Source organism: Daejeonella sp., from assembly GCF_049655485.1.
Classification (GTDB): Bacteria; Bacteroidota; Bacteroidia; order Sphingobacteriales; family Sphingobacteriaceae; genus Daejeonella.
On the sequence record NZ_JBASJU010000103.1, the window covers coordinates 1 to 9,515 of the forward strand.

The 9,515-nt window shown below is 43.8% G+C and carries 9 protein-coding genes; 4 read left to right on the forward strand and 5 right to left on the reverse strand.

Annotation, left to right across the window (positions count from 1 at the left end):
* Positions 1 to 988 (forward strand): M16 family metallopeptidase (locus WBJ10_RS04045; protein WP_424288269.1); only part of this gene is annotated, 988 nt, incomplete at its 5' end.
* A 123-nt stretch (positions 989 to 1,111) separates the two neighbouring features.
* Here WBJ10_RS04045 and WBJ10_RS04050 read toward each other — a convergent pair.
* Positions 1,112 to 1,594 (reverse strand): regulatory protein RecX, encoded by a 483-nt coding sequence (locus WBJ10_RS04050; protein ID WP_424288270.1) that lies wholly within the window; start codon positions 1,592 to 1,594, stop codon positions 1,112 to 1,114.
* A gap of 59 nt (positions 1,595 to 1,653) precedes the next feature.
* On the opposite strand from WBJ10_RS04050, the gene WBJ10_RS04055 reads away from it, so the two are divergent.
* Together WBJ10_RS04055 and WBJ10_RS04060 are read left to right on the forward strand one after the other, a co-directional pair.
* The gene (locus WBJ10_RS04055; RefSeq protein ID WP_424288271.1) at positions 1,654 to 4,113 is read left to right on the forward strand and encodes a bifunctional UDP-N-acetylmuramoyl-tripeptide:D-alanyl-D-alanine ligase/alanine racemase; all 2,460 of its coding nucleotides are present in this window, start codon (positions 1,654 to 1,656) and stop codon (positions 4,111 to 4,113) included.
* Positions 4,106 to 4,696 carry a DUF502 domain-containing protein gene (locus WBJ10_RS04060; RefSeq protein WP_424288272.1) on the forward strand — a complete coding sequence of 197 codons (591 nt, stop codon included), beginning with the start codon at positions 4,106 to 4,108 and terminating at the stop codon, positions 4,694 to 4,696. The genes WBJ10_RS04055 and WBJ10_RS04060 overlap by 8 nt, the downstream gene beginning before the upstream one ends.
* On the opposite strand, the gene WBJ10_RS04065 is transcribed toward WBJ10_RS04060, so the two are convergent.
* Positions 4,665 to 6,728 (reverse strand): OPT family oligopeptide transporter, encoded by a 2,064-nt coding sequence (locus WBJ10_RS04065; RefSeq protein WP_424288273.1) that lies wholly within the window; start codon positions 6,726 to 6,728, stop codon positions 4,665 to 4,667. The genes WBJ10_RS04060 and WBJ10_RS04065 overlap by 32 nt on opposite strands.
* A 126-nt stretch (positions 6,729 to 6,854) precedes the next feature.
* Between WBJ10_RS04065 and WBJ10_RS04070 the strand changes: the two genes are divergently transcribed.
* Positions 6,855 to 7,340: a D-glycero-alpha-D-manno-heptose-1,7-bisphosphate 7-phosphatase gene (locus WBJ10_RS04070; protein WP_424288274.1), complete on the forward strand. Its 486-nt coding sequence runs from the start codon at positions 6,855 to 6,857 to the stop codon at positions 7,338 to 7,340.
* Positions 7,341 to 7,359: 19 nt separating this feature from the next.
* Here WBJ10_RS04070 and WBJ10_RS04075 read toward each other — a convergent pair whose 3' ends face one another.
* From WBJ10_RS04075 to WBJ10_RS04085, 3 genes are read right to left on the reverse strand one after another with little or no spacing between them, the layout of a single operon-like run.
* Complete coding sequence (locus WBJ10_RS04075) at positions 7,360 to 8,343, reverse strand: YpdA family putative bacillithiol disulfide reductase (RefSeq protein WP_424288275.1); 984 nt, start codon at positions 8,341 to 8,343, stop codon at positions 7,360 to 7,362.
* 17 nt (positions 8,344 to 8,360) lie between these two features.
* Complete coding sequence (gene fsa / locus WBJ10_RS04080; RefSeq protein ID WP_424288276.1) at positions 8,361 to 9,020, reverse strand: fructose-6-phosphate aldolase; 660 nt, start codon at positions 9,018 to 9,020, stop codon at positions 8,361 to 8,363.
* A gap of 55 nt (positions 9,021 to 9,075) precedes the next feature.
* Positions 9,076 to 9,333, reverse strand: coding sequence for a four helix bundle protein (locus WBJ10_RS04085; RefSeq protein WP_424288277.1), 258 nt, complete (start codon positions 9,331 to 9,333; stop codon positions 9,076 to 9,078).
* Between the last annotated feature and the right edge of the window lie 182 nt (positions 9,334 to 9,515).

The window sequence follows — 9,515 nt, forward strand, 5'->3', positions numbered from 1 at the left end:
GCACCCGCGTTTCGACCAGGCTGATTTCGACCGTTTGAAGAAACAGACACTGGAGTCGATCGCTAATCAAAGTACCCAGGCTCCGGTTGTTGCTTCCAATGTATACAATAAATTATTATACGGGGAAAACCACATCATGGCTATCCCTAATAGCGGTACAAGCGCGAGCGTTGCTTCAATAACTTTGGATGATGTGAAGAAGTTCTATAATGATAACTTCTCTGCTTCAGTTGCAGATATTGTTATTGTTGGAGATATTGAGCAAAAAGCTATCATGCCTAAGCTGGCCTTCCTGAATAAATGGCAGTCTAAACCGGTGCAAATACCGGCAGATGCTAAACCAGCGACAATTGACAAGACTACAATCTATTTGGTAAATAAAGATAAAGCAGCACAATCGGAGATACGCATTGGCTATTTGGCTTTGCCTTATGATGCAACTGGAGAGTACTACCGTGCAGGACTTATGAATTATATTCTTGGTGGTGCTTTTAACAGCCGTATCAACCTTAACCTGCGTGAAGATAAAGGCTATACATATGGAGCCGGTTCTGGTTTTTCCGGAACTGAGTCGGCCGGTCCGTATACTGCTTCTGCAGGTGTCCGTACCAATGTTTCCGACAGCTCTGTTGTAGAGTTTATGAAAGAAATCAAACGCTACAAAGAGGAGGGAATCACTGATGCAGAACTTGCTTTTGTAAAAAGTGCTATCGGCCAAAGTGATGCACGTAAGTACGAAACAGGTTTCCAAAAAGCTGCATTCCTGAATAATATCATTCGTTATGATTTAGATGAAGGTTTTGTGAAAAAACAGAACGACATCCTACAGAACATCACAAAAGCAGAGATCAATGCATTAGCGGCAAAACACCTGCCGGTTGATAAAATGAATATTGTGATTGTGGGAGATAAAGCTGCAATTAAACCAGGGCTTGAAAAGCTGGGTTATGAAATTGTGGAGGTTGATTCTGAAGGAAAGAGGTTGTAATGAGGAATGAGATGTGAGATCTGAGATATGAGATCTGAGGAATGAGAAGATCTTTGATCGCAATGAGCCCGCCCCTGATTAGGGGCGGGCTTTTTTTGCTCTTTCACAAGTGGTTCGGGAGAGTTAATCCTCACCCTTTAAAACCTCCCCAATCAACTCCATCTCATACCCCTTCTGCGCCGCATATCTCCACAACAGAAACCTTAACTTAAATGGATCACTTTCTCTCACTGTCGCTTGTTTTTTCTCAATCAGGCTTTTAAGTTTCGCCATGTAGTCATCCTGATCAATGCCGTTTAAAGCCTTTATAATCATTTTATCAGGTACACGTTTCAACTTCAAGCCCTGCCGGATCTTGACTTTACCCCAGCCTTTGATCCGGAATTTACCCAGAGTATAGGCTAGCGCAAAACGTTCTTCATTGAGGAAATTTTCCTGAATAAGTTCCGAAATGATCTCTTCTACATCCTTCTCATGCAGGCCCCAGTCATAAAGTTTGTTTCTCACTTCCTGCTGGGAGCGTTCCTGATATGCGCAGTAGCTTTCAGCCTTCATCCGGCATTGGGCTCTGCTAAAAACTTTAGGTGTGGATTCTTCGTTTCTCAAGTTTATGAAATAACGTAAATATCTGTTTATTCTTTAAATTTTAGTGAAATTAGCAAGCAATGAATCATATCCTTTATTCTGTGGAAGAAATTACGGCTGGAATGCATGCGAAAGCATCGGTTCAGCTTAAAGATGCGGTGATCAGGGCACTCCTGACCGACAGCCGGAAGCTAAGCGACATGGACCAGGCTCTCTTTTTTGCGCTTAAAGGACGTCGCGATGGCCACAGTTTTATTGCTGAAGTTTACGAAGCAGGAGTGAGGAACTTTGTGGTCTCTGATCCGGATTTTGATCACCTGAAGTATAAAGGAAGTAATTTTTACACTGTAGATGACACCTTGAAAGCACTTCAGGACCTAGCCGCAATGCATCGTTCGAGATTTCAATATCCCGTCATCGGGATCACGGGGAGTAACGGGAAAACTGTTGTTAAAGAATGGCTCTACCAGCTTCTCGCTCCTGAAAATAATATTGTCAGAAGCCCGAAAAGCTATAATTCTCAATTGGGCGTCCCCATTTCCGTATGGGAAATGAATGAAGAAAATGACCTTGCAATTTTTGAAGCAGGGGTCTCCACTTCGGGTGAGATGGCTGCACTTGCCGCCGTGATACAGCCAACAATCGGCATCCTGACCAATATCGGAGAAGCGCATCAGGAAGGCTTTGAATCGCGGGAAGAGAAAATTCGCGAAAAGCTTAAACTATTCGAAGGCGTAGATCTATTCATTTATTCGTCCAAATACCTGGATCAGTATCAGGGGGAGCTGCCCGGAACAAATAAATTTACCTGGTCTTATCGCGATAAAGGGGATCTTGAAGTTTTTGATGATGAAGTGCTGGAAGGGAAATACCAGTTCTTGCGGGGCCGCTTTAATGGCAAGGATGTAGAAGCTGTGATCCCTTTCACTGATCAGGCTTCCGTTGAAAATGCCATCATTTGCTGGGCGACTCTACTTGCACTTGGTTATGAGCCCGAAGAGGCTGATAAGAGGCTGGAGAAATTGGTTCCGATCGGTATGAGGCTGGAACTGAAAACTGGCATTAATAACTGTTCTGTAATAGATGATTCTTATAGTCTGGATCTATCTTCCCTTGCTATTGCTCTCGATTTCCTAAATCAGCAGAACCAGCACCCAAGGCGTACCCTGATTCTTTCAGACATCCCGGGTTCTGATCCCCAACAGGTATATGAGAGGATTGGGCAGATGATCGAAAATAAATCTATCGACCGGCTAATAGGAGTGGGAAAACTGATTGGAGAGTATGGAGCAGAATTTCCATGCGAGAAAGAATTTTATGAAACTACTGCTGATTTTCTGAATGCTTTCCCACCAGTAAAATTTTCGCATGAGACTATCTTGCTGAAAGGCGCAAGACCCTTCGAGTTTGAGCTGATAAGTCAGCTTCTTACTCAAAAAGTGCATGAAACCGTTTTAGAGATCAACTTGAATGCGGTGGAACATAATCTGAATTATTATAAGTCGCTTTTACCCCAGGGAGTGAAAATAATGGCCATGGTTAAAGCCTTCTCGTACGGCAGCGGAAGTTTTGAGATCACGAATTTACTTGAATTTAATAAGGTCGACTACCTTGCAGTTGCTTACGCAGATGAGGGGGTGGCATTACGAAAAGCAGGCACGAACCTCCCGATAATGGTTATGAGCCCTGATTCGATGTCCTTTGAAACTATTGTCGAGAACAAGCTTGAGCCGGAGATTTACAGTCTGAGAATATTGGAAGAGTTTGTAGCATTGCTCAGTCGCAAGGGCTTAAAAGACTACCCTGTTCACATTAAGCTCGATACGGGTATGCATCGCCTCGGTTTCGTGGAGAAGGAGACTGCTCAGTTAATCGAATACCTGAAGGGGAACAAATATGTCCATATCCAAAGTATCTTCTCACACCTGGTTGCCAGTGAAGATCCAAAACACGATGAATTTACAAAGCAGCAAATAAGCCTGTTTACTGATCTGGCCGCAAAGATTGCAGAGAACTATAATTACCCGGTCCTCCGACATATTGCTAATACATCCGCCATCAGCCGCTGGCAGGAAGCCGCCTTCGATATGGTGCGACTGGGGATAGGCCTTTATGGGATCGATCCATCCATTTCTGAAAAATCTCCCTTACAAACCGTAACTTCGCTGAAAACCAGTATTTCGCAGATAAAACAGATAGCGCCGGGTGATACGGTAGGTTATGGCAGGGAAGGAAAAATGCCTGCGGGAGGCACAATTGCGACTGTTAAGATTGGCTATGCCGATGGATATAACAGACGACTTGGCAACGGGGTAGGCAGGATGCTCGTTCGCGGGAAAGAAGTAAAAACTATCGGTAAGATCTGTATGGATATGTGTATGATTGATATCACAGGGATCAATGCTGCTGAAGGCGACGAAGTGATCGTCTTTAACGACGTCATACGAATTGAAGATATCGCTAAACAACTAGAAACAATACCATACGAGGTCCTTACCGGGATTTCACAGAGAGTAAAAAGGGTTTATTATTATGAATAGAGTTGTAAAGGCATTATTAAACTATATGATCAGGGGCGCCCTTGTCCTGGTTCCAGTCGCAGCCGCCATATTCCTGATATACTGGATATTTGTCAAAGTGGATACTGCCCTGAATCTGAGCGATGTGATCTGGTTTGATCAAACGGGCAAGCCGATCTACATTCCCGGGCTCGGAATCCTTACAGTCATTATAATTTTAATTGTTGTTGGAATTATTGTCACAAATTTTGTGACCGATCCAATTAAAAAGTGGTTTGCTCGCTGGTTTAAAAGACTGCCTATTTTCAATGTAATTTACACTTCCTTTAAAGATCTGACTGAGGCTTTTGTTGGCGATGACAAAAAGTTCAGCGAGCCTGTGGTTGTTGAAGTTAATGAAACCGGCCTGAAGAAGATCGGTTTCATCACGCAGAAGGATCTCACTAAAATTGGATACCCCGGAGAAGTTGCTGTGTATTTTCCCTTATCATACTCCTTCGCCGGACAACTTTGCTTCGTCAGCATGGATCGCGTTAAGCCACTGAACATGAGTGCCAGTGATGCGATGAAGTTTATTGTTTCGGGCGGGGTGAGTCATTTGTAGAAATTCGATACAGAGTAAGCCCCATCCCTACAAAAAACAAAAATCCCAGTATCTGAAATCCCCCTTCGCCGAGCGCCCCGACAAGGTGTTCCTCCATATTCAGACTTCCAACCGGACCCGCAGTACTTTCAAATGCCATCAGGAAAGCATAAAGAACACCCATAAGTGCCCCACCAGCCACTAAGCCCGTAGCAAAAAGATTCCCTCGTCCCAAATCTTCATCCTCCTGTTTCTCATGTTGATTCCTTGACCGGCGGTCAACTAAACCTTTAATTGCGCCGCCCGCAAAAATTGGCAGCGTGGTCGAAAGTGGGAGATAAGCACCCACGGCAAATGATAAAGACTTTACTCCGCAAAGTTCCATGGTTATGGCAAGGAAAACGCCTACAAGTACAAATTGCCAATCCAGGTTGAACGAAAGCAAGCCTTTTATAAGTGTAGCCATCAGGGTTCCCTGTGGAGCCGGATACATTTCTGTTCCTATTGCATGATTGATTCCCTGAGAGATCATTTCCGCATTCGGGCGATCCAGGATCGATAAGGTAAGACCTATCACTACGGCAGACACGATAGCCCCTACAAATAGTGCCAGCTGCTGATAGCGGGGAGTAGCGCCAACGATATAACCGGTTTTCAGATCTTGTGATGTTGCCCCGGCATTAGCCGCAGCGATACAGATCATACTTCCGACAACCAATGCCATGGGTTCGTAGAACTCGCCTGTCCAGCCAATGCTAATGAAAATCAGGCAGGTTCCCATTAACGTGGCTATCGTCATTCCCGATACTGGATTTGATGAAGTGCCGATCAATCCTACAATACGGCTTGACACTGTGACGAAAAAGAAACCGAATACGATTACCAATACGCCGATCAGCAGTTTATTTAGTATAGAGTCACCGGGTATTTGTGGCAAAACGGCCATTAATACTACTAAAGCGATGCTGCCAAAGATTACTGTATTGAAAGACAGGTCATCATCTGTTCTTTTTACCGCTTTTTTCTCTTCACCACTTTTATTTATAGATGCCAGGCTCGATTTGAAAGAGGAAACTATGGTTGGTATAGTTCTCAAAAGGGTGATGAAACCGCCCGCAGCGACAGCCCCGGCGCCAATTTGCCTGACATAAGCCAGGTAGACAGCTGTAGCAGTATTAGCAAATGTCTTTGTGCCCGGATCCCAGCCCGCAGAACTGCCCGGAGTCAAAACATCCTTTAAATAACCAAGTTTCACGAGCTGTGCAGCAATACTTTCTGCTGGAACAAGGCTTGCCAGAAGGGGGATCAGGCCTAGCCATGCAAGTACACCTCCAGCCACCAGCACACCTGCTATTTTTGGTCCGATAATGTATCCTACACCCATGTATTCCGGGGTTATTTCGCCATTCACAGTGGCTGATGGAAAATATTTATTGGTTTGCGTAGTAGCCCAGGTAGGAGCTTCTGCAATCACGTGAAACACCTTTTGCAGAATCGCATAGGCGAAGGCAAATGCCAGACCGTAATAGGCGGTCTTGGCAAAATCGCCACCCTTTTCACCGGCGATCAGTACTGATGCGCAAGCTGTCCCTTCCGGATAGGGAAGGTTATTGTGTTCTTCTACGATCAGGGAGCGGCGTAGAGGAATCATCATCAATGTACCTAAAATACCCCCCAGAGCAGCGAGGAAAAATATAGGCCAGTAAGAAAAGAAGGATTCGCTGTTGCTGCCGGCTGATAAAAACAAAAAACCGGGCAGGGTAAACACCACTCCAGCTGCGATAGATTCACCTGCTGAACCAGTTGTTTGGATGATATTATTCTCGAGGATAGTCGTCTTAAAGAATTTACGTCCGATTGAAATTGCCAGCACGGCAATTGGAATGGAGGCTGATACCGTCAACCCAGCTTTTAGCGCCAGATAAACTGTCGCAGCTCCAAAAATTACTCCGAAAATAGCACCGAGAAGTACTGATTTTACGGTAAATTCGGCCACATTACTGTTTGCAGCAATGTAAGGCTGAAAAGGTTTTTGTGTTTTAGTTTCTGACATTTTTTGTTTCGCTTTGCATTTATGCCTGCTTCCAGACCCGTTTGATATTGGATATGGAATGGCACAAATGTGAATTTACATTTAAAGATAATATTTTTACGCATCTGCAAATACAATTGTAATCTGATGAATAAGGCAGTTTTTTTAGACCGGGATGGGGTGTTAAACAGGGAAATGGGCGATTATGTGTGCAAACTGGAAGATTTTCACATTCTGGAACATAATTTCGAACCACTCCGCGAACTACAGGCAAGGGGATACCTTTTAGTTGTAATCACTAATCAGGGTGGTTTGGCCAAAGGTTGGTATACCAGGGATACCCTCCAGCAAATGCATGAGCATTTAATCAAAACCTACGCCGACCAGGGTATAAAAATTACCGAAGCATATTTCTGCAATCATCATCCTGAATATAACGGATCCTGCCTGTGCCGTAAGCCAGGCTCGCTTATGCTTGAAAAAGCAATTGCCAGATACCAGGTTGATGCTTCCAAATCTTACTTTATCGGCGACCGTGAACGGGATGTCATAGCAGGCGAAGCGGCAGGGGTGAGGGGGATTTTGATTGATAGTGATCAGCCGTTGGGGGAGGTGTTGGAACTTATTAGTTAAGTAAAACGTACAACTCCTTTTATCCTTTGGGTCGGTTACCATCCCTAATATCCCGCACAATTCGTTCCCCATGCTCCCTCGAATTCTCAATAAACCATTGATGGGTATTCATTCCACCGCAAACTACTCCCGCCAGATAAAGCCCTTTGACATTAGTTTCCATGGTTTCGGGATTATGCTCAGGTAATTTCAGATCGTCATCAGAAAGGTTCACACCCAAACTTTTAAGGAATGAAAAGTCAGGCTGATAACCGGTCATCGCCAGGACAAAATCATTAGGGATCGTAATTATCGTGCCCTGGTCGCTTTGTATGTCGACTTCATGCTCGCGAACGGCAATGAGGTCTGAATTGAAATAAGCTTTAATACTTCCCTCTTCGATTCGGTTAACGATATCGGGGCGAACCCAATACTTTACGCGGGAACCGATCTGCGCGTCGCGTATCACCATAGTCACTTCCGCACCTTTGCGAAAGGTCTCTAATGCAGCATCCACGGAAGAATTATTAGCCCCAACTACCAGAACCTTCTGGCGGGCATAAAAATGGGGGTCCTTATAGTAATGTCTGACTTTCGTAAGCTCCTCACCGGGGATATTCATGAGGTTAGGCAGGTCATAAAAGCCCGTAGATACAATAATATTCGCGGCTGTATACCCGGTTTTTTGTGTGGTGATAATGAATTGTCCCGCCTGATTTTTTACACTTTCCACCTTCTCAAATAAACGCAGATTCAGATCAAATTTATCGGCAACCCGGCGGTAGTATTCTAATGCTTCCGCTCTCGTAGGTTTGATATTATTAGATACAAACGGTACCCCTCCAATCTCCAATTTCTCTGAAGTGGAAAAGAAAGTCATATTCGCAGGATAATTATATAGTGAATTGACAAGGCATCCTTTTTCAATGATCACATAAGATAAACCGGCTTTTTGCGCTTCGATGGCGCATGACATGCCAATGGGGCCGCCGCCGATAATTAGGAGATCAAAGGGGTTTTTCATGAGTGAGAGGTGAAGAATTACTTCCCTGCCGCCTTCGCATGATCCGCCAGAAACTGCGCCAATCCGCTATCAGTCAAAGGGTGTTTCATCAGGGCTGACATTGCAGACAATGGGCCAGTGATTACATCTGCACCAATCTTTGCACAGTTGATAATATGCATCGGATGGCGAACAGATGCTGCCAGGATCTGGGTGTCAAAATTGTAATTATCGTAAATCATACGGATATCCTCGATAAGCGTTAAGCCATCTGTGGCAACGTCATCTAATCTGCCAATGAAAGGAGAAACATAAGTTGCACCAACTTTAGCAGCAAGCAATGCCTGTCCGGAAGAAAATACCAGAGTACAGTTGGTTTTGATTCCTTTAGAGCTAAAGTATTTGATTGCTTTAATACCTTCAGCAATCATCGGAACTTTTACTACGATTTTAGAATCAAGAGCAGCTAATATTTCGCCCTCTTTTACCATATTATCAAAATCCGTCGCAATAACCTCGGCGCTAACATCGCCCTCCACCAGATCACATATCGCTTTATAATGATTGATAACATTGTCATGGCCAGTGATGCCTTCCTTAGCCATTAGGCTCGGGTTGGTAGTTACACCATCAAGAATGCCTAAGGCTTGTGCTTCTTTAATTTGTGCTAGGTTTGCGGTATCGATGAAGAATTTCATGTGTTTAATTAGGAATTAGGAAATTAGTGAATTAGCAAATTGGCAAACGAGCTAATTAGCTGGTGGGCTTTATTTTACTTGTGGAAATTATTTTATTTATGATTTTTTGAATTTCAATTAATTGTTCTTTTAAAACCGATAGCTCAGTATGATCATACAATTCGGTGCACAAAGCTAACCAATATTCAGTTTCTTCAACCTCTTTAATTGCAATCTTGAATTTATGAATGAAATCAGCTTTGCTTTCTGCGTTTTGGGCCTCCCGAACATTTGCTCCAATTGAGGTAGAGCTCTTAAATAGCTGATTTGCCAGCGGAAACTCCTAATTTTCTCGCAGAGCCTTACAGTACCTTGCAGTGTCTACTGCAAAAGAAAAGGTCTTTAAAACGATAGGATTTTCACTATTTGGGAGCCTTGACATGGCTTAAGATAAGCCCTAATTAGCTAATTCTCAAATTCTCTAATTAAGAAAAAAAATGGGCAAGCACCTTTTAT